Source organism: Pseudomonas sp. PA-7-1E (assembly GCF_021605325.1).
GTDB lineage: Bacteria > Pseudomonadota > Gammaproteobacteria > Pseudomonadales > Pseudomonadaceae > Aquipseudomonas > Aquipseudomonas fluorescens_BV.
On the sequence record NZ_WKFA01000010.1, the window covers coordinates 64762 to 86611 of the forward strand.

At 60.6% G+C, this 21850-nt stretch carries 23 protein-coding genes; 14 read left to right on the forward strand and 9 right to left on the reverse strand.

Annotated features, from left to right (window positions below; translation table 11 throughout):
- Positions 1-115: 115 nt before the first annotated feature.
- Together hemF and aroE are read left to right on the forward strand one after the other, a co-directional pair.
- Positions 116-1048: an oxygen-dependent coproporphyrinogen oxidase gene (gene hemF / locus GIW79_RS09195; RefSeq protein ID WP_054898863.1), complete on the forward strand. Its 933-nt coding sequence runs from the start codon at positions 116-118 to the stop codon at positions 1046-1048.
- Positions 1048-1866 carry a shikimate dehydrogenase gene (gene aroE / locus GIW79_RS09200; protein ID WP_057975195.1) on the forward strand — a complete coding sequence of 273 codons (819 nt, stop codon included), beginning with the start codon at positions 1048-1050 and terminating at the stop codon, positions 1864-1866. The genes hemF and aroE overlap by 1 nt, the downstream gene beginning before the upstream one ends.
- 128 nt (positions 1867-1994) lie before the next feature.
- Here the strand turns inward: aroE and GIW79_RS09205 are convergent, their stop codons facing one another.
- The 3 genes from GIW79_RS09205 to betC form a co-directional block, all read right to left on the reverse strand.
- Positions 1995-3563, reverse strand: coding sequence for a SulP family inorganic anion transporter (locus tag GIW79_RS09205; protein WP_236453035.1), 1569 nt, complete (start codon positions 3561-3563; stop codon positions 1995-1997).
- A gap of 219 nt (positions 3564-3782) precedes the next feature.
- Positions 3783-4697 (reverse strand): choline ABC transporter substrate-binding protein, encoded by a 915-nt coding sequence (choX, locus tag GIW79_RS09210; protein WP_089041574.1) that lies wholly within the window; start codon positions 4695-4697, stop codon positions 3783-3785.
- 18 nt (positions 4698-4715) lie between these two features.
- On the reverse strand, positions 4716-6230 hold the full coding sequence (gene betC / locus GIW79_RS09215; protein ID WP_236453033.1) for a choline-sulfatase: 1515 nt from the start codon (positions 6228-6230) through the stop codon (positions 4716-4718).
- 103 nt (positions 6231-6333) lie between these two features.
- On the opposite strand from betC, the gene GIW79_RS09220 reads away from it, so the two are divergent.
- The 6 genes from GIW79_RS09220 (at position 6334) to GIW79_RS09245 (ending at position 12002) form a co-directional block, all read left to right on the forward strand.
- Positions 6334-7284: a choline sulfate utilization transcriptional regulator gene (locus GIW79_RS09220; protein WP_034129203.1), complete on the forward strand. Its 951-nt coding sequence runs from the start codon at positions 6334-6336 to the stop codon at positions 7282-7284.
- A 30-nt stretch (positions 7285-7314) separates the two neighbouring features.
- Positions 7315-7641: a DOPA 4,5-dioxygenase family protein gene (locus GIW79_RS09225; RefSeq protein ID WP_014716300.1), complete on the forward strand. Its 327-nt coding sequence runs from the start codon at positions 7315-7317 to the stop codon at positions 7639-7641.
- A gap of 176 nt (positions 7642-7817) precedes the next feature.
- Positions 7818-8777: a 2-dehydro-3-deoxygalactonokinase gene (locus GIW79_RS09230; protein WP_236453030.1), complete on the forward strand. Its 960-nt coding sequence runs from the start codon at positions 7818-7820 to the stop codon at positions 8775-8777.
- 1 nt (position 8778) lies between these two features.
- Positions 8779-9399 carry a 2-dehydro-3-deoxy-6-phosphogalactonate aldolase gene (locus tag GIW79_RS09235; protein WP_057975191.1) on the forward strand — a complete coding sequence of 207 codons (621 nt, stop codon included), beginning with the start codon at positions 8779-8781 and terminating at the stop codon, positions 9397-9399.
- Positions 9400-9447: 48 nt separating this feature from the next.
- Positions 9448-10596 carry a galactonate dehydratase gene (gene dgoD / locus GIW79_RS09240; protein ID WP_003187297.1) on the forward strand — a complete coding sequence of 383 codons (1149 nt, stop codon included), beginning with the start codon at positions 9448-9450 and terminating at the stop codon, positions 10594-10596.
- 101 nt (positions 10597-10697) lie between these two features.
- A complete protein-coding gene (locus GIW79_RS09245) occupies positions 10698-12002 on the forward strand; it encodes an MFS transporter (protein WP_032894350.1) in 1305 nt (434 codons plus the stop codon).
- 33 nt (positions 12003-12035) lie between these two features.
- Here the strand turns inward: GIW79_RS09245 and GIW79_RS09250 are convergent, their stop codons facing one another.
- The 3 genes from GIW79_RS09250 to trpB all read right to left on the reverse strand — a co-directional run bounded on the left by GIW79_RS09250 (position 12036) and on the right by trpB (position 15917).
- Positions 12036-13694 (reverse strand): FAD-dependent oxidoreductase, encoded by a 1659-nt coding sequence (locus tag GIW79_RS09250; protein ID WP_236453028.1) that lies wholly within the window; start codon positions 13692-13694, stop codon positions 12036-12038.
- Between the two features lie 187 nt (positions 13695-13881).
- Positions 13882-14691: a tryptophan synthase subunit alpha gene (gene trpA, locus GIW79_RS09255; protein WP_236453023.1), complete on the reverse strand. Its 810-nt coding sequence runs from the start codon at positions 14689-14691 to the stop codon at positions 13882-13884.
- Complete coding sequence (gene trpB / locus GIW79_RS09260) at positions 14691-15917, reverse strand: tryptophan synthase subunit beta (RefSeq protein ID WP_236453019.1); 1227 nt, start codon at positions 15915-15917, stop codon at positions 14691-14693. Before trpB ends, trpA begins: the two co-directional genes overlap by 1 nt.
- Before the next feature lie 108 nt (positions 15918-16025).
- Here trpB and GIW79_RS09265 point away from each other — a divergent pair, with 108 nt between their 5' ends.
- Positions 16026-16922: a LysR family transcriptional regulator gene (locus tag GIW79_RS09265; RefSeq protein ID WP_054897253.1), complete on the forward strand. Its 897-nt coding sequence runs from the start codon at positions 16026-16028 to the stop codon at positions 16920-16922.
- Positions 16923-16930: 8 nt separating this feature from the next.
- Here the strand turns inward: GIW79_RS09265 and GIW79_RS09270 are convergent, their stop codons facing one another.
- Positions 16931-17257: a DUF883 family protein gene (locus GIW79_RS09270; RefSeq protein ID WP_003187304.1), complete on the reverse strand. Its 327-nt coding sequence runs from the start codon at positions 17255-17257 to the stop codon at positions 16931-16933.
- A gap of 157 nt (positions 17258-17414) precedes the next feature.
- On the opposite strand from GIW79_RS09270, the gene GIW79_RS09275 reads away from it, so the two are divergent.
- Positions 17415-17630, forward strand: coding sequence for a dodecin (locus GIW79_RS09275; RefSeq protein WP_005783406.1), 216 nt, complete (start codon positions 17415-17417; stop codon positions 17628-17630).
- Between the two features lie 116 nt (positions 17631-17746).
- Positions 17747-17974 carry a DUF1161 domain-containing protein gene (locus tag GIW79_RS09280; protein WP_198715748.1) on the forward strand — a complete coding sequence of 76 codons (228 nt, stop codon included), beginning with the start codon at positions 17747-17749 and terminating at the stop codon, positions 17972-17974.
- A 137-nt stretch (positions 17975-18111) separates the two neighbouring features.
- On the opposite strand, the gene GIW79_RS09285 is transcribed toward GIW79_RS09280, so the two are convergent.
- Positions 18112-19113, reverse strand: coding sequence for an LLM class flavin-dependent oxidoreductase (locus tag GIW79_RS09285; RefSeq protein ID WP_034129211.1), 1002 nt, complete (start codon positions 19111-19113; stop codon positions 18112-18114).
- Between the two features lie 217 nt (positions 19114-19330).
- Between GIW79_RS09285 and GIW79_RS09290 the strand changes: the two genes are divergently transcribed.
- Positions 19331-19762 (forward strand): OsmC family protein, encoded by a 432-nt coding sequence (locus GIW79_RS09290; RefSeq protein ID WP_003187311.1) that lies wholly within the window; start codon positions 19331-19333, stop codon positions 19760-19762.
- A 212-nt stretch (positions 19763-19974) separates the two neighbouring features.
- Entirely contained in the window at positions 19975-20214 is a 240-nt protein-coding gene (locus GIW79_RS09295) for a DUF1161 domain-containing protein (protein WP_003187312.1), read from the forward strand.
- A gap of 1 nt (position 20215) precedes the next feature.
- On the opposite strand, the gene GIW79_RS09300 is transcribed toward GIW79_RS09295, so the two are convergent.
- Entirely contained in the window at positions 20216-20638 is a 423-nt protein-coding gene (locus GIW79_RS09300; RefSeq protein WP_236453054.1) for a PA0061/PA0062 family lipoprotein, read from the reverse strand.
- A gap of 110 nt (positions 20639-20748) precedes the next feature.
- On the opposite strand from GIW79_RS09300, the gene GIW79_RS09305 reads away from it, so the two are divergent.
- Positions 20749-21792, forward strand: coding sequence for an aminopeptidase (locus GIW79_RS09305; protein ID WP_236453056.1), 1044 nt, complete (start codon positions 20749-20751; stop codon positions 21790-21792).
- Positions 21793-21850: the final 58 nt, after the last annotated feature.

Below are 21850 nucleotides of genomic sequence, written 5' to 3' on the forward strand. Positions count from 1 at the left end.
TCAACTGCTGCGCACCTAAGTGCAGTGGCATGTAGGCGCAGTGGTATCCTGTGCGCCCATTTGCCGCCGACGCCCCATGGGCCTCGCGTAGCTTTGCCCGATTCAAGGTGATGCCATGACTACCCGCACCGAGGCCGTTAAAGCCTACCTGCTTGACCTGCAAGACCGCATTTGCAGCGCCCTGGAAACCTTCGAGACGGACACTCGCTTTATCGAAGACGCCTGGACCCGGCCAGCCGGCGGTGGCGGTCGTACCCGTGTGATGGAAAACGGTTCGGTGATCGAAAAAGGCGGTGTCAACTTTTCCCACGTGTTTGGCAGCGGTCTGCCACCGTCTGCCAGTGCCCATCGCCCTGAACTGGCGGGCCGTGGGTTTGAGGCCCTGGGTGTGTCGCTGGTGATCCATCCGCATAACCCGCATGTACCGACTTCCCACGCCAATGTGCGGTTTTTCATCGCTGAAAAAGAAGGCGAAGAACCGGTGTGGTGGTTCGGTGGTGGCTTCGATCTCACCCCGTATTACGGCAATGAAGAAGACTGCATTCATTGGCACCGCGTGGCCGAGAAGGCCTGTGCACCGTTTGGCCCGGACGTGTACTCACGCTACAAGGCCTGGTGTGACACCTACTTCCACATCAAGCACCGCAACGAGCCCCGTGGCATCGGTGGCCTGTTCTTCGATGACTTGAACGAGTGGGGCTTTGACACCTGCTTCGCCTTCATCCGCGCCATCGGCGATGCCTACATCGATGCCTACCTGCCGATTGTGCAGCGTCGCAAGGCCATGGCGTACACCGAGCAACAACGCCAGTTCCAGGAGTTCCGCCGGGGCCGCTACGTTGAGTTCAACCTGGTCTATGACCGTGGCACCCTGTTCGGTCTGCAATCGGGCGGGCGTACGGAGTCGATCCTGATGTCGCTGCCACCTCAGGTACGCTGGAGCTACGACTGGAAGGCCGAAGCCGGCAGCGAAGAGGCGCGCCTCACCGACTACTTCCTGCAAGACCGTGACTGGCTCGGCGTTGCCGCGCCCAAGGCGGCGGTGTGATGGACCGTTATGTTGTGTTCGGCAACCCCATCGGCCATAGCAAATCGCCGCTGATTCATCGTCTGTTCGCTGCCCAGACCGGCGAACAACTGCACTACAGCACGATGCTCGCGCCGTTGGAGGACTTCACCGCCTGTGCCCGTGAGTTCTTCCAACACGGCCGTGGCGCCAACGTGACCGTGCCGTTCAAGGAAGAGGCCTATCGCTTGGCCAATACCCTGACCGAACGGGCGCAGCGCGCCGGCGCCGTAAACACTTTGAGCAAATTGGCTGACGGCACGTTGTTGGGCGACAACACCGACGGCGCGGGACTGGTGCGCGACTTGACGGTCAATGCCGGGCTGAGCCTGCAAGGCAAACGCATCCTGTTGTTGGGCGCCGGTGGCGCGGTACGCGGTGCGCTGGAGCCGTTGCTGGCGCAGCAACCCTCGTCGTTGATCATCGCCAACCGCACCGTGGAAAAGGCCGAGCGACTGGCTGAGCTGTTCGATGACCTGGGCCCGGTGTCTGCCAGTGGTTTCGACTGGTTGCGTGAGCCGGTGGATGTGATCATCAATGCCACGTCGGCCAGCCTGTCAGGCGATGTACCGCCGATTGCCGGCAGCCTGATCGAGCCGGGCAAGACCTTCTGCTACGACATGATGTACGCCAAGGAACCCACCGCATTCTGCCGCTGGGCGAGCGAGCAAGGCGCGGCGGTGGCGATGGATGGCCTGGGCATGCTGGTGGAACAAGCGGCGGAAGCCTTCTTGCTGTGGCGCGGTGTGCGTCCGGATTCGGCGCCCGTACTGGCCGAACTGCGCCGGCAATTGGCCTGATCCCACACGCTGATGTGGGCACACTTAATGTGGGAGCTGGCTTGCCTGCGATAGCAATAGGTCAGTTACCCATGTGCTGGCTGATCCACCGCTATCGTAGGCAAGCCAGCTCCCACAGTTGATCGGGTTTAGTCTTCGAAATGGAGGGGGCAGTTATCCGACCCCTCCAGCTTCATCAATTCCTCGACCACCTGCGGCCTGGCCCCACGCAACGTCAAGCTACGGCCCAACCCCGCCAACCGCCGCGCCTCCTGGTGCAGCATCTCCACCCCGGAATAGTCGATAAAGTTTATCTGCTGCGCCTCGATCACCACCCGCTCACCCTGCAGACGTTGCAGGCGCACTTGCAGGTAATGGCTGGCGCCAAAAAAGATCGAGCCGCCCACCCGCAACACATCCGCTTCACCGTCGCGCCAGTGTTGCACCCGTGGCTGCGAGGTGCGCTTGAGGTAGAAAAACAGCGACGCCAGTACCCCGGCATAGATCGCCGTTTGCAGCTCCAACAACAAGGTGGCGACACAGGTCAGGCTCATCACCACAAATTCGGCGCGGCTGACCCGGAACAGCGCACGAATGCCGCGGTGGTCCACCAGGCCCCAGCAGATCAGCAGGATACTCGCCGCCATGCTCGGGATCGGAATATGCGCAATCAACGCTGCGCCAAATAACGCAAATAACGCCACCCACAGCGCCGAAAACACCCCCGCCAATGGCGAACAGGCACCCGCCTCATAACTGAGGCCCGAGCGGGTGAACGATCCGGCTGACAGGTAGCCGGAAAAAAATCCGCCCACGATGTTGGATAAACCCTGGGCGCGTACTTCCTGGTTGGCGTCGAGCAGTTGTTGCGAGCGGGCGGACAGCGAACGGGCAATCGACAGGCTGGTCACCAACCCCAACATCCCCACCGCCACGGCACTGGGCAGCAGGCGCAGCACCAGATCCAGATCCATCGGCAACGGGCTGAACGGCGGCAGTTTGCCAATAAACGAACTGACCCGTGCCACATGCCCGAACATCGCCGGCCACAGCCATGCCGCCACGCTGCCCAACACCAAGGCGATCAACAGTGTCGGCCAGCGTGGCACCAGGTACTTGAGCAGCATACCTGCCAGCAACGTACCCAGCCCCAGGGCCAGGGACGCGTGGTCCCACTCGCCACGGTGGTCGATCAGCGCCAGCAGGCCATTGATAGCCGTGGCCTGGCTCGGTAAATCCAAGCCGAGCAGGTTGGGCAGTTGCCCCAAGGCGATCACTACGGCGGCGCCCAGGGTGAATCCCAGCACCACCGAATGGGAGACAAAGTTCACCAACGCGCCGAAGCGCAGCAGGCCGAGCAACCACTGGAACACCCCGGCGAGGAAGGTCAGCAACAGGATGAGGGTGATGTAGTCCTGGGAGCCTGGCACGGCCAATGGGCTGATGCTGGCGTAAAGCACGATGGAGATGGCGGCCGTGGGCCCGCAGATCAGGTGCCAGGACGAGCCCCACAGGCAGGCGATCAATACCGGGATGATGGCGGCGTAGAGCCCGTATTCGGGAGGGAGACCGGCGATCAGTGCGTAGGCAATCGACTGCGGCAGCGCAAGCACAGCGCCGCTGAGGCCGACGATGGCATCCCGGCCGACGCTGGCGCGGGTTTGGCGCGGCAGCCAGCGCAGGAAGGGCAAAAGTGTATGGCGGTTGGGCCGGGGCATCGCAGGCTCGGGTAAAGGGTTTTGGCAAGAGTATCAATGCATGGGTACTTGTGGGAGCTGGCTTGCCTGCGATGCTGGCGCCTCGGTGTGACAGGCATACCGGGGTGATGCTATCGCAGGCAAGCCAGCTCCCACAGGGTCGCCGGCAAGCGTCAGAGTGATTGTTCCCCCGCTCTGCGTGGGAATGCTGCTCAGGACGCTCTGCGTCCGATTTTAACGTCAGAGCTTGGCTTTTACCGCTGGCAACGCCTCCTGGCCATCCAGGGTTTTCACGCCCTCCAACCACTGGTCCAACACTGCCGGGTTGGCCTTGATCCACGCCTTCGCCGCCTGCGCATTGCTGACCTTGTTGTTGGCCACGTCAGCCATGATGCTGTTCTCCATGGGCTGGGTAAAACTCAGGTTGGTCAGCAGTTTTCCGATATTGGGGCACGCTTGTGCGTAACCCTTGCGGGTCAAGGTATAGACGCTGCCGGAGGCACCAAAGTACTGCTCGCCGCCCTTGAGGTAGCGCATTTTCAGTTGCACGTTCATCGGGTGCGGGGTCCAGCCGAGAAAGGTGATAAAACGCTGTTTTTTCACCGCTCGCGAGACCTCTGCGAGCATCGCCTGTTCGCTTGACTCGATCAGCTTCCACTGCCCAAGGTCGAAATCATTCTTCTTGATGATCTCCTGCAGCGAGATATTGGCTGGCGCGCCGGAGCCAATGCCGTAGATCTTTTTGTCGAACTTGTCGGCAAATTTATTCAGGTCGGCAAAGTCATGCACCCCGGCGTCCCACACATAGTCCGGCACGGCGAGGGTGAACTCGGTGCCCTCCAGGTTCTTCGCCAGTTGCACCACATCGCCATTGGCCACGAACTTGTCGTAGAAGCCTTGCTGCGCCGGCATCCAGTTGCCGAGGAAGACATCCACCTGGCCGTCCTTGAGCCCGCCGAAGGTAATCGGCACCGCCAGGGTGTCGACCTTGGGTTGATAGCCCATGCCCGTCAGCAGGAAACTGGTAATAGCGTTGGTGGCGGCAATATCGCTCCAGCCTGGGTCGGCCATCTTTACCGTTTCGCAGCGGGTGTCTGCGTACACCTGGGCGCTGCTGAGCATCACCAAACTCAGTACCACGGTCAACTTTTGCATGGCCTTCCCTCCGTCTACTTATTGGTTTTGGCAGGGTTGTGGAAAACGTGCTTTGCGCTCCAGGTCATCAAGGTCGATATGGTTGCGCATGTACTGCTGACTGGCGTCTACCAGTGGCTGGTGATCCCAGCTCTTGAGCTTGCCATGGGTCAGCGCTTCAAACACCAGTCGGCGACGGCGTTGGCTGGCGAGCACCTGTTGATGGATCGCCGGGATATCCCATTTAGCCCGCGCTTCACGCAAGAACGCCTCGAACAATGGCCGATGTTCAGCTGACTGGCTGAGGTTTTCCTGCTCGCTCGGGTCGTTGTGCACATCGAACAATAGGCAAGGATCGTCCTCGCTGTAGATGAATTTGTAGGCGCCCCGGCGAATCATCATCAATGGGCTGACGGTGCCTTCGGCCATGTATTCGCCAAACACTTCGTCATGCCCGCCCTGCCCCTGCAAGTGCGGGACCAGTGAGCGGCCGTCCAGCGGCAAGTGCGGGTCCAGTTCCCCGCCGGCCAATTCCACCAGGGTCGGCAACAAGTCGGCGGTCGACACGGCCTGGGTGACGCGGCCAGCGGCGAACTGCCCCGGCGCACTGATCAGCAGCGGCACGCGGGCGGCCATTTCAAACCAGTGCATTTTGTACCAGAGGCCGCGCTCGCCAAGCATGTCGCCGTGGTCGCCAGAGAAAATGATCAGGGTGTCGTCGGCCAGGCCGGTCTCTTCCAGGGTCTGCAGCAGCTTGCCGACGTTGCTGTCGATGTAGCTGCACGCACCGAAGTAGGCGCGGCGGGCGTCGCGGATCTTATCCACAGGCAGCGGTTTGTCCCACAAGTCATAAACCTTGAGCAGCCGCTGGGAATGCGGGTCGAGGTCGGCCTGGGGCGGCGTCGCGGGCATTGGGATGTCGGTGTCTGCGTACAAGTCCCAGAACGGCTTGGGAATGGTGTAAGGGTCGTGGGGATGGGTCATCGACACCGTCAGGCAAAACGGCTGGTCACCTTCCTCACGGATATGGTCGAACAGATATTGCTGGGCTTTGAACACCACCTCTTCGTCGAAATCCAGCTGGTTGGTGCGCACGCACGGTCCGGCTTGCAGCACCGAGGACATGTTGTGATACCAGGTAGGTCGTACGTCTGGCTCATCCCAGTTCACTGCCCAGCCGTAGTCGGCGGGATAGATGTCGCTGGTCAGGCGCTCCTCATAGCCGTGCAACTGGTCGGGGCCGCAGAAGTGCATCTTGCCCGACAGCGCGGTGCGGTAGCCGAGGCGGCGCAAGTAGTGGGCATAGGTCGGCACATCGGCGGGGAAATCGGCGGCGTTGTCGTAGGCGCCGATCTTGCTCGGCAACTGGCCGCTGACCAAGGTGAAGCGCGACGGTGCGCACAGCGGGCTGTTGCAATAGGCGGCGTCGAACACCACGCCTTGTGCCGCCAGGCGGCTGAGGTTGGGCAGCTTGATCGGGGAAGGCCCGTAGAACGGCAGCATCGGCGCGGCCATCTGATCGGCCATGATGAAAAGAATGTTCTTGCGCTTCATGGTTTCTCGGCATTCCATAGGCAGTGTTTATGCCAATGAGCATGCGGCCCATGAATTATGGGGTAAAGCCCATGAGCAGCAATGACTAGGATAAGTTGAGCTTATGTATGAAGCGCTGGGTGACCTCTCTCTCGATTTGCTGCGCGCCTTTGAGGCAGCGGCGCGTCATCGCAGTTTCACCGCGGCCGCGATGGAGCTGGGCACCACCCAACCGGCGGTCAGCCAGCAAATCAAACGCCTTGAAGAGCAACTGGCGATCCGCCTGTTTGATCGCATTTACCGCGGCATCGAACTGACTGACGCCGGTGCCCTGCTGTTCGAGCATGTGCAAGGCGGCCTGCAGAACATCAACCAGGGGCTCGGCGCCATCACTCAACAAAGCCAGCATGAAGTGCTGCAAGTCGCCACCGACTTTGCCTTCGCCGCCTATTGGCTGATGCCACGCCTGCATCGTTTTCACCAGGCCAACCCGCAGGTGGATGTCAGCCTGGTCACCAGTGAGCGCAACCCGGCCACCCTGCGCAGCGATATTGATGTGGCGGTGCTGTTCGGCGATGGCCGTTTCAAGCAGGGCGAGAGCCTGTGGTTGTTCAATGAGGAAGTGTTCCCGGTGTGCAGCCCACAGTGGCTCAAGGAGCAGGTCGCGCCCCTGACGGTGCAGACCTTGCAAGACTGCCCGTTGCTGCACCTGCGCCAGGAAAACAACAGCCAATGGTTTGACTGGAACGGCGTGTTCCGCGAACTGGGTATCACGGCTGCGCCGACCCCGGGGCAATTGCGCTTCGACAACTACACCTTGCTGATCCAGGCCGCGATTGCCGGCCAGGGCGTCGCCATCGGCTGGCGCCACCTGGTGGATAACCTGCTGGAGCAGAATTGGCTGTGCCGGCCGATCAGCTCCACGGTGATCTCGCGCTTGGGCTATTACGTGGTGCAACCCCAGCGCAAACGCCGCGGACAGTTGGTGGACCGCTTTGTCGAGTGGCTTGTGGCGGAACAGGCCAACAGTGCGCACTCGTTGACCGGGCTGGCCCTGCCGTCGATTGCGGTCTAGGATCGGCCCACAGTGGAACCGGAGTCAGTCATGCAACGTATCAAGGGCTACCACGCCCATATCTATTTCGACGCCAGCACGATTGAGCAGGCGCGCACGCTCTGTGAGGACGCCGCCAAGTTGTTCCCGCTGCGCATGGGCCGTGTGCACGAGCGGCCCGTGGGCCCGCACCCGGATTGGAGTTGCCAGCTGGCGTTCGAGCCGGAATATATCGGTGTGGTGTTGCCGTGGCTGGCGCTGCATCGCAATGGTCTGGTGGTGTTCCTGCACCCTGAAACCGGTGACGACCTCAAGGACCACACCGATTACGCCATCTGGATGGGCGCGATGCGCGAGCTGGACTTGTCGATTTTTTAACCTTCCTTACCCGATAAATCCGCGGCCTTCCCTAAGTAAAAACAAGAATGTTTGTAGGATTTATCTTGTATTGTCTCATTATATGGGATTGATATTTATATATTGAGATATTCCGCTCCCTAGGTTTATATTCGCCCATCTGCTTTTTTCAGCACCCACTCATTTCAGGTGAAGCGATGCAGGCGCAATTGATCGCGCTCGATTGGGGGACCAGCTCCCTTCGTGCTTACAAACTCGGCCCCGCGGGCGTTGTGCTGGAACAGCGCTCTCAAGCCTGGGGCATCATGCATTTGCCCACAGAGCCCCGGGAAATAGCCGGTGTGCTATGCACTGACGGCTTTGAACTGGCGTTCGATAGCGCCTGTGGCGATTGGCTTGATGCCCAGCCCGGGCTGCCGGTAATCGCTTGCGGCATGGTCGGCAGCGCACAGGGTTGGAGCGAGGCGGCCTATCGCAGCACGCCCGTGGATGTCGCCAGTCTCGGCCAGGCATTGCATGGCATACGCAGCCTGCGTGGGGTGCAGGTGCATATCGTGCCGGGGGTGATCGAGCAAGTGGGTCTGCCCAATGTCATGCGTGGCGAAGAAACCCAAGTGCTCGGCGTACTGCAAGGGCTTGGGCCCCAGGTGTTGATCGGCCTGCCCGGCAGCCATTCCAAGTGGGTCGAGGTGGTGGAAGGCCGCATTACCCATTTCGATACCTTCATGACTGGCGAAGTGTTTGCGGTGTTGAGCAAGCACAGCATCCTGGGGCGTACCCAACAAGCGAGCGAGCAGTTCCAGGCCGAGGCGTTTGATCAAGGCGTGCGCGTGGCGCTGTCCAACGATGGCCAGCGTGGCGTGCTTTCAACCCTGTTCAGTGCCCGTACCCTTGGGCTCACTGCGCAGCTGGCGCCCGACCAGCAACTCGATTACCTGTCTGGCCTGCTCATCGGCCATGAGCTCGCCGGCTTGCCAGATTCGGCCAAACATCAGCCGATCATCCTGGTCGGCGCTGCTGCACTTTGCGCCCGCTATCAACGCGCCCTCGCCCATTGCGGATTTGCCCACGTCAGCCTGGCGCAAGAAGCCACCGAGCGTGGCCTGTGGCAACTGGCGCAAGCCGCCGGGCTCATTCGACCTGTACTGGAGGCCTGACATGCTCAAGCAAGCACTCGCACAAAACGGTTTGATCGCCATCCTGCGCGGCCTACGCCCCGACGAAGCCCAGGCGGTCGGCCAGGTGCTGTACGACGCGGGTTTTCGCGTGATCGAAGTGCCGCTCAACTCGCCAGACCCCTACACCAGTATCCGTACCCTGCGCGACAGCTTGCCCGCCGATTGCCTGATCGGTGCCGGCACGGTGTTGACGCCTGAGCAGGTCGAACAGGTCAAGGCGGCCGGAGGCCAGGTGATCGTCATGCCCCACAGCGATGCCAAGGTGCTGCGTGCCGCCAAAGCGGCGGGCCTGTACTTGTCGCCTGGGGTAGCCACGCCTACCGAAGCCTTTGCCGCACTGGCCGAAGGCGCCGATGTGTTGAAGCTGTTCCCGGCCGAGCAGATGGGCCCTTCAGTGATCAAGGCATGGCTGGCGGTATTGCCGGCGGGCACGTTGCTGCTGCCGGTGGGCGGCATTACCCCGGACAACATGCAGGTGTTTACCGACGCCGGCGCCAAGGGCTTCGGATTGGGTTCCGGGCTGTTCAAGCCGGGCATGACAGTGGATCAGGTTGCGAGCCGTGCCCAGGCTTATGTCGCCGCCTGGAAAGCCCTGAGCTGAGAGCATATTCCGCGCCCACAGGCGCTGCATCTATAAGAGAGACAAGAGATGAAAATCACCAAACTGACGACCTTTATCGTTCCGCCGCGCTGGTGCTTCCTCAAGGTCGAAACCGACCAGGGTGTGACCGGCTGGGGTGAGCCTGTGGTCGAGGGCCGCGCTCACACGGTGGCTGCCGCTGTCGAAGAACTGTCCGACTACCTGATCGGCAAAGACCCACGCAATATCGAAGATATCTGGACCGTGCTCTATCGCGGCGGCTTCTACCGAGGTGGCGCGGTGCACATGAGCGCCCTCGCCGGCATCGACCAGGCGTTGTGGGACATCAAGGGCAAGGCCCTCGGTGTATCGGTCAGCGATCTGCTGGGCGGCCAGGTGCGTGACAAGATCCGTGTGTACTCATGGATCGGCGGTGACCGCCCCGCCGATACTGCCCGTGCCGCCAAAGAGGCGGTGGCCCGTGGCTTCACAGCCGTGAAAATGAATGGCACCGAAGAATTGCAGTTTGTCGACAGCTTCGAAAAAGTCGACCTGGCCCTGGCCAACGTCGCTGCTGTGCGCGATGCGGTCGGCCCTAACGTGGGTATTGGCGTCGACTTCCATGGCCGCGTGCACAAGCCGATGGCCAAGGTGCTGATGAAAGAGCTCGACCCGTACAAACTGATGTTCATTGAAGAGCCGGTGCTCAGCGAAAACTACGAGGCGCTGAAAGAACTGGCCCCGCTGACCAGTACGCCGATCGCCTTGGGTGAGCGCCTGTTCTCGCGCTGGGATTTCAAGCGGGTGCTCAGCGAAGGCTACGTCGACATCATCCAGCCGGACGCCTCCCACGCAGGTGGTATCACCGAAACCCGCAAGATCGCCAACATGGCAGAAGCCTACGACGTGGCCCTGGCCCTGCACTGTCCGCTGGGCCCGATTGCCTTGGCGGCATGCCTGCAGCTGGATGCGGTTTGCTACAACGCGTTTATCCAGGAGCAGAGCCTGGGTATTCACTACAACGAAAGCAACGATCTGCTCGACTATGTGCGTGATCCAGGCGTATTCGACTATGACCAGGGCTTTGTGAAGATCCCCAACGGCCCAGGTCTGGGCATTGAGATCAACGAGGAGTATGTGGTTGAGCGCGCGGCCATCGGCCATCGCTGGCGCAATCCGATCTGGCGCCATGCCGATGGCAGTTTTGCCGAGTGGTGATTTCCACCTGATTGAAACGCGCCAAAAAATGTGGGAGCAGGCAAGCCAGCTCCCACATTGAGCGCGTTCCTTCCTCAACAAATATAAAAAGAGGCACCCCCATGCACCCTGAATCCCTCACCGGGCAGGCTTCTTTAGTCACGCCTAGCAGAAAGCGCTTTTTCATCATGGTGCTGCTGTTCATCACCGTGGTCATCAACTACCTCGACCGTAGCAACCTATCGATTGCCGCGCCCGCGCTGACCAGCGAGCTGGGGATCGATCCGGTGCAAGTCGGGCTGATTTTTTCTGCCTTCGGCTGGACCTACGCCGCCATGCAAATCCCGGGTGGCTGGCTGGTAGACCGGGTGCCGCCGCGCATTCTCTACACGGCCGCCCTGCTGCTGTGGTCGATTGCCACCGTGATGCTCGGTTTCGCCGCCAGCTTTATCGCGCTGTTCGTGCTGCGCATGGCCGTGGGCGCGTTGGAGGCGCCGGCCTATCCCATCAACAGCCGTGTGGTCACCACCTGGTTTCCCGAGCGCGAGCGCGCCACGGCTATCGGCGTCTATACCTCCGGGCAATTCGTCGGCCTGGCGTTCCTCACTCCGGTACTGGCGTGGCTGCAGCACCAGTACGGTTGGCACATGGTGTTTGTGGTGACCGGTGGCGTCGGCATCCTGTGGGCCGCGATCTGGTACGCGGTGTACCGCGAGCCCAAAGATTTCAAAGGCGCCAACGAAGCCGAAATCCAACTGATCCGCGACGGTGGCGGGCTGGTGGACATGCAGGCTAAAACCGTCAAGGCACCCTTCAGCTGGACCGACCTCGGCATCGTGCTGAGCAAACGCAAGCTGTGGGGCATCTACCTGGGCCAGTTTTGCCTGAACTCCACGCTGTGGTTCTTCCTGACCTGGTTCCCGACGTACCTGGTGAAATATCGCGGCATGGACTTTATCCAGTCTGGCTTGCTGGCCTCCTTGCCGTTCCTGGCCGCGTTTGTGGGCGTGCTGTGTTCTGGGGTGTTTTCCGATTGGCTGATTCGCCGTGGGGCATCGGTGGGCTTTGCGCGCAAGTTGCCGATCATCAGTGGGCTGCTGATTTCCACGGCGATCATCGGGGCCAACTATGTGGACTCGACGGGGTGGGTCATCGCGTTTCTGGCGGTGGCGTTTTTCGGCAATGGCCTGGCGTCGATCACCTGGTCGCTGGTGTCGACCTTGGCGCCTGCCCGTCTGTTGGGGCTGACCGGCGGGGTGTTCAACTTCATCGGCAACCTGGCGGCAATTGCCACGCCTATCGTGATTGGCTTTCTGGCCAGTGGCTCGTCATTTGCGCCGGCCATTACCTACATTGCGGTCCTGGCGCTGCTCGGCGCGCTTTCCTACATATTGCTGGTCGGCAAAGTCGAGCGGATCGAGCTGTAAAAAGGGCGACCTTCGGGTCGCCCTTTTTTCGTTCTACTGCACCGACATCTCGTTGCGAAATATATTGTGCGGGTCCCAGCGCTGCTTGGTACGGCGCAAGCGGCTTTCGATCATCAGATCGGGAAAGAAGATTTTGTACCACTGGGGGTTTTTGCCGTTGGCCGGATTACCGCCTGTGTAGGTCATGTCGAGGTCGGGGTAATTGATGTAGCAGCCTTCGAACGCATTGTTGAGCGGTACGCCTTGCGCATCGGCAAACGCATTGACGTACAGCCCTCGGATCCAGTCGGCATGGGCTTGATCCGCGGCCGCGCTGTCGTCGTGCCAGTAACACTGGGGTTGCCACTTGAGGAAGGACGAACGCTGGGCGGCCGACGACTCCTTGCGCACGGGCGCGCTGGCGGCGTTGATCTGGCCGCCGAAGGACTGAATCTGGATCAGGCTTTGTGTCAGGTGGTTGTCAGGGTCCGGCCAGGTCAGGGTAGTCCAGATGGCCTGTAGCACTTGGGGGCTGAACTCACCTTTCTGATAGGCCGATTTATAGCGCCCACGCTGATTGTCTCCCGAACCATTCAATGTTTGCTGGCACACCAGCCAGTCCAGGCGCCGCGCCGCAGCCTGGGCGGATGAGACTGAGTCGATGGGGCGCCCGCCGGCTGTGCCGGGCGGCAAATGGACCACATGAAACGGCACCAGCGACTCGGTGGCAGGTAAGCCGACGGCCGTGAGCATCTTGTCGACAAAATCATCGAAGGGCGCACGGTCGTTCAGCTCACCCTCCTTGTCCACATAATGGATACCCAAGGTGATATTGCCTGTGTGCTCGTGGCGCATTTCCAGTTTGGTCGCCAGGCCCCAGGTGTCCGGGTTGCTCTGATGACTGGCGAACCATCTCTGGTAAGCCACCAGCAGATTGTTAAGTGCATCCTGGGTCAGTGCTGACCAATCCCATTCCAACACCAGCCACAGTACTTCTTTGGGGGCCGGTGGCAGGTCCTTGAAGTAATAGCTGGTGATAATGCCGAATTGACCACCCCCCGCACCGCAGCACGCGGCGAACAGGTCCAATTCGTCCTGTTGGGTGCTGTCCCTGCTGACATGGCGCGGTTCTAGCCCTTTGCCTTGGCTGTCAGGCACCAGGATATCGACCCCGCTGAGCCAGTCACACACCAGTCCATACTTGCGCGACAGCAGCCCATAGCCGCCACCGCAAATGTGTCCGCCCAGGCCCACGCTATAGCATGAGCCGCCGGGCAAGGTTTTGTTCGCCAGCTTGTACAAAGCGCCATAGGCGTCCCAGTTCTGGCCGCCGGCCTCCAGGCGAAAGCGGTAGCGAAAGGGCTGCGTGGGGCGCAGCTCGGAACCGATCTGGCCGCTGGCATCGTAGATCACTCGGTTCAGCGCGCTGATATCCAGGATCGACAGCACCTCATTCGGGCTGTCTGGCATCTTGTTGGCGACAAACCCTTCGTAGCAATGACCGCCGCTGCGTACGGTGATGCGTCCATTGGGCAGGGCCAAGGCCTGGGCGGCGGCGTCCATGATGTCTTGCGGGCTGCGGCAAAGGTAAATCAGGTTGGCGCCATTGGGCGAAGACTGGCCCTGCACATTGCCAAAGGGCCAGCGCAGATTGAAACCCTTTTGCAGGGTTGAGTGACGACGGTCTGAAACGGTGACGAGATCAAATGCCATGATGTACTCCTAAGAGCCAAGAATGACTTCTGATGCGGCTAACTTAACGACCGAGGGGCAAGGACTGCGGGGCTTGCGAAGGTGGTTAGACGGCAAAGGGCACGAAGTGCATTAAAAAAGGAGGTGGGCGACATGCCCACCTCCTTTGAAGCCTAGCGTATAAGCTGCGGTCGTCGCGCCGTGCAACTTACTTGCGTGCGTTGCGCACACCTTCCGACAGCGCTGCGCACAGGGTCAGCACGCCATCAATGGCTTGCTGGTCGTTCTTGGCCGTGGCGATATGATCGATCAGCGCCGAACCCACTACCACCCCGTCCGCCAAGCGTGCGATGGCCGCTGCCTGGTCGGGTGTGCGGATACCAAAGCCGATGCTGATCGGCAGGTCGGTATGGCGGCGCAGACGGGCCACGGCTTCTTCGACGTGTTCCAGGGTGGCGGCACCCGCCCCGGTGACACCGGCGACCGACACGTAATACACAAACCCGGAGCTGCCATTGAGCACAGTAGGCAGGCGCACGTCATCGGTAGTCGGCGTGGTCAGGCGGATAAAGTCGATACCTGCGGCCTGGGCCGGGTCGCACAGCTCGCCGTTATGCTCGGGGGGCATGTCCACCACGATCAGGCCGTCGACGCCAGCTGCCTTGGCATCGGCAATGAACTGCGACACGCCGTATTTGTGGATCGGGTTGAAATAGCCCATCAACACCAGCGGCGTGTCGTCGTTGTCCTGGCGGAACTCGCGAACCATCTGCAGGGTTTTCAACAAGTTCTGCTTGGCGCCCAGTGCGCGGATATTGGCCAGCTGGATGGCCGGGCCATCGGCCATCGGGTCGGTGAAGGGCATGCCCAGCTCGATCACATCGGCGCCGGCGGCCGGCAAGCCCTTGAGGATCGCCAGCGAGGTGTCATAGCCGGGGTCGCCAGCGGTGACGAAGGTCACCAGGGCGGCGCGATTTTGTTCTTTAAGTTGCGCAAAGCGGGTTTGCAGGCGGCTCATCAGTGTTTCTCCTGCTTGGACTGTTCCATATGGTGCATCACGGTCTGCATGTCTTTGTCGCCACGGCCCGAGAGGTTGACCACCATCAGGTGATCTTTGGGCAAGTTTGGCGCGCGCTTGAATACTTCAGCGAGGGCGTGGGCGCTTTCCAGTGCCGGAATGATCCCTTCCAGGCGGCAGCATTTGTGGAAGGCTTGCAGGGCTTCATCGTCAGTCACCGAGGTGTACTGGACGCGGCCGATGTCATGCAACCAGGCGTGTTCCGGGCCGATTCCGGGGTAGTCCAGGCCTGCGGAAATCGAGTGGGCGTCGATGATCTGACCGTCGTCGTCCTGCAGCAGGAAGGTGCGGTTGCCGTGCAGCACGCCCGGTACGCCGCCGTTGAGGCTGGCAGCGTGCTTGCCGGTTTCGATGCCATGGCCTGCGGCTTCAACACCGATGATCTCGACGCTGGTGTCATCCAGGAATGGGTGGAACAGGCCCATGGCGTTGGAACCGCCGCCGATGCACGCCACCAGGCTGTTCGGCAGGCGGCCTTCCTGGGCTTGCAACTGGGTGCGGGTCTCCTTGCCGATCACGGCCTGGAAGTCGCGCACCATCGCCGGGTATGGGTGTGGCCCGGCCACGGTACCGATCAGGTAGAAGGTGCTGTCGACATTGGTTACCCAGTCGCGCAGGGCTTCGTTCATGGCGTCTTTGAGGGTGCCGGTGCCGGCGACCACGGGGATGACCTCGGCGCCCAGCAGCTTCATGCGGAACACGTTGGCCTGCTGGCGCTCGATGTCGGTGGTGCCCATGTAGATCACGCATTGCAGGCCAAAGCGCGCTGCCACGGTTGCGGTGGCCACGCCGTGCATGCCGGCGCCGGTCTCGGCGATGATGCGTTTCTTGCCCATGCGCCGGGCCAGCAGGATCTGGCCGATGCAGTTGTTGATCTTGTGCGCGCCGGTGTGGTTGAGCTCTTCGCGCTTGAGGTAGATCTTGGCGCCGCCGCAGAACTCGGTCAGGCGTTCGGCAAAATACAGCGGGCTTGGGCGCCCGACATAATCGCGCTGAAAGTAGGCCAATTCTTCATTAAACGCCGGATCTACCTTCGCCGCTTCGTATTCACGGGCCAGGTCGAGAATCAACGGCATCAGGGTTTCAGCGACGTAGCGGCCGCCGAACGCACCAAACAGGCCGTTGGCGTCAGGGCCGTTGCGTAGATCGGTCTGGGACTGAGTCATGGGACGCTCCAGGAAAAATGTGTTTAAAGGCAATGACGGTCACTCTACTCGTGACGCTCTGACCTGAAAACCGATAAGATCGCCGCAACCTGTCAGGAAAACTCACAGATGAGCCGCGACCTTCCTCCCCTCAACGCCCTGCGCGCTTTTGAAGCCACCGCTCGCCTTAACAGCGTCAGCCAGGCTGCGGAGCTATTGCACGTGACCCATGGTGCGGTCAGCCGCCAGTTGAAAGTGCTGGAGGAGCACTTGGGCGTGAGCCTGTTCATCAAGGATGGGCGCGGCCTTAAACTCACAGATGCTGGCGTCAGGCTACGAGATGCCAGCAGCGAGGCTTTCGAGCGTTTGCGCGACGTGTGCGCCGAACTCACCCAACGCGGCGCTGACGCGCCCTTCGTTCTTGGTTGTTCAGGCAGTTTGCTGGCGCGTTGGTTTATCCCTCGGCTGGGGCGGTTGAATGCTGACTTGCCGGATTTACGCTTGCACCTGTCGGCAGGCGAAGGCGATCTGGACCCGCGCCGCCCGGGGCTGGATGCCTTGCTGGTATTCGCTGAGCCGCCGTGGCCGGCGGATATGCAGGTGTATGAGCTGGCCAGCGAGCGCATCGGCCCGGTCTTGAGCCCCCGCTTCGCCGGTTTTGAACAACTGCGTCAGGCCCCAGCGTCGGATCTGCTGGAGCAACCCTTGCTTCACACCACCTCACGTCCGCAAGCCTGGCCCAGTTGGGCACGGCAACACGGCCTAGAGCCCGGCGCGCTGAAACTCGGCCAGGGGTTTGAGCATTTGTATTATCTGCTGGAAGCGGCGGTTGCCGGCTTGGGAGTGGCAATTGCGCCAGAACCGCTGGTGGCAGAGGACCTGCGAGCGGGTCGCCTGGTGGCGCCTTGGGGGTTCAGTGAAACCCCGGCGCACCTGGCGTTGTGGCTACCCAAGCGCGCCGCAGACGGGCGCGCCGGGCAGTTGGCGCAATGGCTCAAGGCTGAGCTGTTGCGTCAACCGATGTAACCGGTCAATCAGTCACCGCGTTTGCACAGCAGATAAGCCGCCAGCAGGCCCAGCGCGCCAACGGCGACACCGGCGGTCGTCCAGGGGTGCTCTTGTGCGTAGTCACGAGTGGCAGCGCTGGTTTCGCGGATTTTGACTTTGCTTTCTTCGTAGGCGTCGCTGATCAGGTGGCGAGAGTGCTTGAGGGCGTTCTCGGCATTGCTTTTCAAGGCCTTCAGCGTTTTGCGCGACTCATCGGACGCGTCGTCCTTGAGGCTCTCCAGCGATTTGAGCAGGCTCGAAATCTCGGCTTCCATGCTTTCCAGCGACGCTTTGCGTAAAGAAGTGTTGGCCATGTGGACATCTCCTGAAGTGATTGAGTGGCGTGTGTAGATACCGACTGCGCCGGTTCCAGAAAGTGCAGTAATTCTGAACTTTCGCCTCCCAACGGTCGCCTGAAGCAGTACGCACATTCGCTGCTAGTCTTGATTGACGACCTAAAGGAGAAACGCCATGAGTGATCATCACACGTACAAGAAAGTCGAACTGGTAGGCTCTTCCACCACCAGCATCGAAGACGCGATCAACAATGCCCTGGCTGAAGCCAACAAAAGCATCAAGCATCTGGAGTGGTTTGAGGTGACCGAAACCCGTGGTCACATCAAAGATGGCAAGGCTGCGCACTTCCAGGTCACGCTCAAAGTGGGATTCCGCATTGCCAGTAGTTGATCGGCAGAGTTGAACTTTGCCCGCTGGCCGATTGCCATAACCTGCGCTACAAACAACGGGTGCCGACGCGATGAGCGTCGGCACGCTCTTTTTGATCAGCGCAAGGAAAGTAACGGATGAAGAAGTTTCTGTTAGCGGTAGGGTTGTTGAGCATTGCGGGTACCGCTATGGCGGCGGGCAAGCCTTGTGAAGAGCTGAAAAGCGAAATCGCAGCGAAAATCGACGCCAACGGCGCTTCGGGGTATTCGCTGGAAGTGGTGGACAAAGGTGCTACGCCAAGTGACCACACGGTAGTTGGCACCTGCGAAGGTGGCACCAAGGAAATTGCCTACAAGCGCGGCTAACCCCGTGCTGTATAAGCGACGCACCTGTGGCGAGGGAGCTTGCTCCCGCTGGGCTGCGTAGCGGCCCCAAAAAAATGGGAGCGCTGCGCACTCCAGCGGGAGCAAGCTCCCTCGCCACAGGTCTATCGTTTTACCATTCAGCCCTTCATCACTTGTGCAAGCAGCTCGTAGGAATGAATCCGGTCTGCGTGCTCATACAGGTCACTGGTAAAAATCAGCTCATCGGCACCGGTCTGCTCGATCAACACCTCCAACTTGCCGCGAATCTTCGCCGGGCTGCCCACCATGGCCAAGCCGAGGAAGCTACCGACCGCATCTTTTTCATGGGGCAACCACAGGCCGTCCATGGTTTTTACTGGAGGGCGCTGCACCAGGCTCTGGCCGCGCATCAACGCGAGGATGCGCTGGTACACCGAGGTGGCCAGGTAATCGGCCTGCTCATCGGTGTCGGCCGCCACCAGCGGAATGCCGAGCATCACGTAGGGCTTGTCCAGTACGGCTGAAGGCTTGAAGTGATTGCGATACACGCGAATTGCCTCATGCATCAAGCGCGGTGCGAAATGGGAGGCGAAGGCGTAAGGCAAGCCACGCTCACCGGCCAATTGTGCGCTGAACAGGCTTGAACCCAGCAGCCACACCGGCACATTGGTGCCGGTGCCCGGTACCGCGATAACCCGTTGGTCGGGCGTACGCGGGCCGAGGTAGGCCATCAGCTCGGCCACATCTTCGGGGAAGTCATCGGCACTGCCGGAGCGTTCACGGCGCAGGGCGCGGGCGGTCATCTGGTCGGAACCGGGCGCGCGCCCCAGGCCCAGGTCAATACGACCGGGGTAGAGGCTTTCCAGCGTACCGAACTGCTCGGCGATCACCAGTGGCGCGTGGTTTGGCAACATCACCCCGCCAGACCCCACGCGAATGGTCGAGGTGCCGCCTGCCAGGTAACCGAGCAGTACCGAGGTGGCCGAACTGGCGATGCCGTCCATATTGTGGTGCTCAGCTACCCAGAAACGGTGGTAGCCGAACTTCTCCACATGCTGGGCCAGGTCCAGGGAATTGCGCAGCGACTGCGCCGGGCTGCCGTTGGCGCGTACGGGCACCAGGTCGAGGGTCGAGAACTTTACGTCGGACAGCGATTTCATAAGCCTGCTTCTCCAATGGGGGCGCAGGCTTTCTAGACGAACCAAAACCTGCCGCTTCATGTGCATGCTCTATGCAATGAGGGCATATACCCGAGATTCAATAGGTAGCTCTGAAATTTCCTACTGGATTGCTAGGTTTCTCTTACGAATGAACTTTGTTTTGACGTCTATCCTCAGAACCCTTACCGACGCAAAACCACCGTTCGAGGAGAAAGCTATGAGTATCGTTAAAAAGGCATCCGCGCATTGGGAAGGCGACCTGAAGACTGGCCTGGGCTCCATTTCCACCGAAACCGGCGTGCTGCGCGAAGCGCCCTACGGCTTCAAGGCCCGTTTCGAGGGCGGCAAGGGTACCAACCCTGAAGAATTGATCGGCGCGGCTCACGCCGGCTGTTTCTCCATGGCGTTTTCCATGATTCTTGGCGACGCCGGGCTCAAGGCTGACAGCATCGACACCCAGGCCGAAGTGACTCTGGACCAGGTCGAGGGCGGCTTTGCGATTACAGCAGTGCATCTGATCCTGAAAGCCAAAATCCCAGGCGCGAGCCAGGCGCAGTTCGATGAACTGAGCAAAAAGGCCAAGGAAGGGTGCCCGGTGTCCAAGGTGCTGAATGCGACCATCACCTTGGATGCCACGCTGGTCAACTGACACAGCAGTCATCTTATGTGGGAGCGGGCTTGCTCGCGAATGCGGTGGATCAGCCGATATCTTCGGTGACTGATACTCCGTATTCGCGAGCGAGCCCGCTCCCACATGTTTAGTTCTGCGTTAAATCAGAACTCGTGTTCGCAAAATGTGGTCGAATAGCCCATGCAGCCTAGGCGCACACTCGTGCGCAGCGCATTCAGGGAGCTCCACACATGAAACGTTTTGCCTTGGCAATCATCTGCGGTGTATTGGCCACTTCGGCCGTGGCCGCGCCAAAAGATTGTGAAGAGCTCAGGAAAGAAATCGAAGTGAAGATCCAGGCCAAGGCGATTCCGTCCTACACCCTGGAAATCATCACCGCCGAAGAAGCCAAGAACCATGACGAAGCCATGATTGTCGGCTCATGCGAAAACGGCACCAAGCGCATCATCTATCAAAAGAACAACGACTGACTCACATGCAGTTCACGCTGCGCTCTTCGGCCAATAGTTGGCGGGTTGAGTCGTACAGCCGGATGTTGGGCGTGAACGCCAGTGAGCGCCCTTCCAACACATAGCGCTGGCCGGCCTGAAAGTTGTTGTACTGCAGCGTCATGAAGCAGGTGCGATACATCATCTGGCTGAGGCCACCCAGGCCGCCGCCAGCGGGCACTTCAAAGTCAAAGCGCACCATCAGCTCGTGAGGGCCGGGAGGCATTTGAAAAAAGCGCCCGTCGTCGAGGTTTTTCCCGTCCAGGCGCTGAGCCATTACCAACTTGGAACCCGGGGTGGGCGTGGTGAAATCGACCCAGGCCTGCTGCGGGTCCACGGGGGGGATGGGGGTCGAGGCGCAAGCGCTGAGGAATACAGCGGCGACGGGAAGCAAGAGCTGGCGCATGGCAGGTACTCAACACGAGAAGAGGCTTGAGTATAAACACGCCACGCCGTGGAAAAATCCCCGGCAAGCGCGATAGTCTGGCGAACCCATCACCCAGGAGCAGTCAGTGCATGATCAGGCGTTTTCTTCCAGGACTGATGGTTTTGCTGCTCAGCGGCTGTTCCAGTGTCAGTTATTACAGCCAGTTGGCGAGTGGCCAATGGCAACTGTTGCGGGCCCGGGAGCCGGTTGCCGAGGTCATCGCCGACCCTGCTCGCCCGCCACTGCTGCGCGAGCATCTGGCTCAATCGCAGAAAGCTCGAACCTTTGCCAGTGAACACCTGCATCTGCCGGACAATCAAAGTTACCGGCTCTATGCCGATATTGGCCGACCCTATGTGGTCTGGAATGTCTTCGCCACGCAGGAATTTTCTCTGTCACCCCAGAACCATTGCTTTCCCATCGCCGGTTGCGTCGCCTATCGCGGCTACTACAACCAAGGTGCGGCCCGGGGCGAGGCGGCGCTGTTGCGGCAACAGGGCATGGATGTGTCGATCGGCGGCGTGGAGGCCTACTCCACCCTGGGCTGGTTCAACGACCCGATCATGAGCTCGATGATGAGCTGGGGCGATGAGCGCCTTGCCACGCTGATTTTCCATGAGCTGGCCCACCAGCGCTTCTACGTGAAGGATGACACCGAGTTCAACGAGTCCTATGCCAGTTTTGTCGAGCAGGAGGGCACGCGCCAATGGCGTGCGGCGCGGGGCCTGGCGCCTGTCGGCGATGCGGCGTTGAAGCAACGCGATCAATTTATCCGGCTGATTCTCGATACCCGTAGACGCCTGGAGGCGTTGTACGCGCAGCCGTTGGCAGCGGACGCGATGCGCCGTGCCAAAGCGGCGCAATTCGAGCAGTTGCGTAGTGAATACCGGCACCTGCGTGATAGCCAATGGGGTGGTGACAAGCGTTATGACGCCTGGATTAACCAGCCGATGAATAACGCGCGGCTTTTGCCGTTTGGGTTGTATGACCAATGGGTGCCGGCGTTTGCGGCGTTGTTTGCGCGGGAAGGCGGGGATTGGGTGAGGTTTTATGCGGCGGTGGAGCGGTTGGGCGGGTTGCCGGTGGAGCAGCGTAAAGCGGCGTTGAGGCAGTTGGAGACGGTTGGTCGTTAGGGCCTTATCGCAGGCAAGCCAGCTCCCACAGTTGACCGCATCCTCATGTTGAAAATCG

Excerpts from the sequence above, each read along its gene's own strand:
- GIW79_RS09250 (WP_236453028.1), bottom strand. The coding sequence starts at position 13,694 with ATGGCATTTGATCTCGTCACCGTTTCAGACCGTCGTCACTCAACCCTG.
- GIW79_RS09205 (WP_236453035.1), bottom strand. The coding sequence starts at position 3,563 with ATGCCCCGGCCCAACCGCCATACACTTTTGCCCTTCCTGCGCTGGCTG.
- GIW79_RS09300 (WP_236453054.1), bottom strand. The coding sequence starts at position 20,638 with ATGCGCCAGCTCTTGCTTCCCGTCGCCGCTGTATTCCTCAGCGCTTGC.
- GIW79_RS09305 (WP_236453056.1), top strand. The coding sequence starts at position 20,749 with ATGATCAGGCGTTTTCTTCCAGGACTGATGGTTTTGCTGCTCAGCGGC.
- aroE (WP_057975195.1), top strand. The coding sequence starts at position 1,048 with ATGGACCGTTATGTTGTGTTCGGCAACCCCATCGGCCATAGCAAATCG.
- GIW79_RS09295 (WP_003187312.1), top strand. The coding sequence starts at position 19,975 with ATGAAACGTTTTGCCTTGGCAATCATCTGCGGTGTATTGGCCACTTCG.
- dgoD (WP_003187297.1), top strand. The coding sequence starts at position 9,448 with ATGAAAATCACCAAACTGACGACCTTTATCGTTCCGCCGCGCTGGTGC.
- GIW79_RS09290 (WP_003187311.1), top strand. The coding sequence starts at position 19,331 with ATGAGTATCGTTAAAAAGGCATCCGCGCATTGGGAAGGCGACCTGAAG.
- trpB (WP_236453019.1), bottom strand. The coding sequence starts at position 15,917 with ATGACTCAGTCCCAGACCGATCTACGCAACGGCCCTGACGCCAACGGC.
- GIW79_RS09275 (WP_005783406.1), top strand. The coding sequence starts at position 17,415 with ATGAGTGATCATCACACGTACAAGAAAGTCGAACTGGTAGGCTCTTCC.
- GIW79_RS09245 (WP_032894350.1), top strand. The coding sequence starts at position 10,698 with ATGCACCCTGAATCCCTCACCGGGCAGGCTTCTTTAGTCACGCCTAGC.
- GIW79_RS09235 (WP_057975191.1), top strand. The coding sequence starts at position 8,779 with ATGCTCAAGCAAGCACTCGCACAAAACGGTTTGATCGCCATCCTGCGC.
- GIW79_RS09270 (WP_003187304.1), bottom strand. The coding sequence starts at position 17,257 with ATGGCCAACACTTCTTTACGCAAAGCGTCGCTGGAAAGCATGGAAGCC.
- GIW79_RS09285 (WP_034129211.1), bottom strand. The coding sequence starts at position 19,113 with ATGAAATCGCTGTCCGACGTAAAGTTCTCGACCCTCGACCTGGTGCCC.
- betC (WP_236453033.1), bottom strand. The coding sequence starts at position 6,230 with ATGAAGCGCAAGAACATTCTTTTCATCATGGCCGATCAGATGGCCGCG.
- GIW79_RS09280 (WP_198715748.1), top strand. The coding sequence starts at position 17,747 with ATGAAGAAGTTTCTGTTAGCGGTAGGGTTGTTGAGCATTGCGGGTACC.
- GIW79_RS09230 (WP_236453030.1), top strand. The coding sequence starts at position 7,818 with ATGCAGGCGCAATTGATCGCGCTCGATTGGGGGACCAGCTCCCTTCGT.
- choX (WP_089041574.1), bottom strand. The coding sequence starts at position 4,697 with ATGCAAAAGTTGACCGTGGTACTGAGTTTGGTGATGCTCAGCAGCGCC.
- trpA (WP_236453023.1), bottom strand. The coding sequence starts at position 14,691 with ATGAGCCGCCTGCAAACCCGCTTTGCGCAACTTAAAGAACAAAATCGC.
- hemF (WP_054898863.1), top strand. The coding sequence starts at position 116 with ATGACTACCCGCACCGAGGCCGTTAAAGCCTACCTGCTTGACCTGCAA.
- GIW79_RS09265 (WP_054897253.1), top strand. The coding sequence starts at position 16,026 with ATGAGCCGCGACCTTCCTCCCCTCAACGCCCTGCGCGCTTTTGAAGCC.
- GIW79_RS09220 (WP_034129203.1), top strand. The coding sequence starts at position 6,334 with ATGTATGAAGCGCTGGGTGACCTCTCTCTCGATTTGCTGCGCGCCTTT.
- GIW79_RS09225 (WP_014716300.1), top strand. The coding sequence starts at position 7,315 with ATGCAACGTATCAAGGGCTACCACGCCCATATCTATTTCGACGCCAGC.